Annotated in this window: 1 protein-coding gene; it reads right to left on the bottom strand. The window is 48.4% G+C overall.

Annotated elements, in window-relative coordinates; translation table 11 throughout:
* Positions 1-595, bottom strand: a 595-nt coding sequence (locus A3762_RS05310; protein WP_156493258.1) for a PhoX family phosphatase, incomplete at both ends; no start/stop codon positions are given.

Genomic DNA, 595 nt, shown 5'->3' with positions numbered 1-595 from the left:
ACAGGCCGTCAGGGCTTGCGAACTGATTCATCTCAGTCAGACCAGAATTATTGTAGCTCGCTGCATCAACGCCCGAAGATGGTGCACCAAATACAAAGATATCCCATTCAAATGCAGTTGGTTCTGTACTCTCATCCCAACGAAGAATATGGCCATACTTATTGTCTATACGCGGATTAGCTGGGTTTGTCCCTGTTGTCGCATCACGGCGCGTATTGTTAGTGAGAGTGAGATAAACACTACCTGTGATTGGATCGACTGCACACCATTCTGGACGGTCCATTGGGGTTGCGCCTACGGCATCCGCTGCTCCTGGAGTGTTAAGAATCAATTCACCAAGAGAAGAGAACATATCGCCTAAGGTTGAGCCAGCCGTTAGGCTGTTATCTGCAACATAGTTGTCTGATAACGCCGTGCTCAATACTAGAGGGATCCACTCACCAGTGTTGTCGTCATTAAAGCGCATAACATACAGCGTGCCCTCATCCATGTACTTCGCACCTGTGGCTAAACGATCGCTTGGCGATGCATCTGCTGCATCCCAAAGTGCGGTGGATACGAACTTATACATATATTCAAAGCGCCCATCATGACC

Source organism: Oleiphilus sp. HI0125 (genome assembly GCF_001635355.1).
The sequence above is the reverse complement of the archived record's forward strand: the minus strand, read 5'-3'. Positions and strand labels throughout refer to the sequence as shown.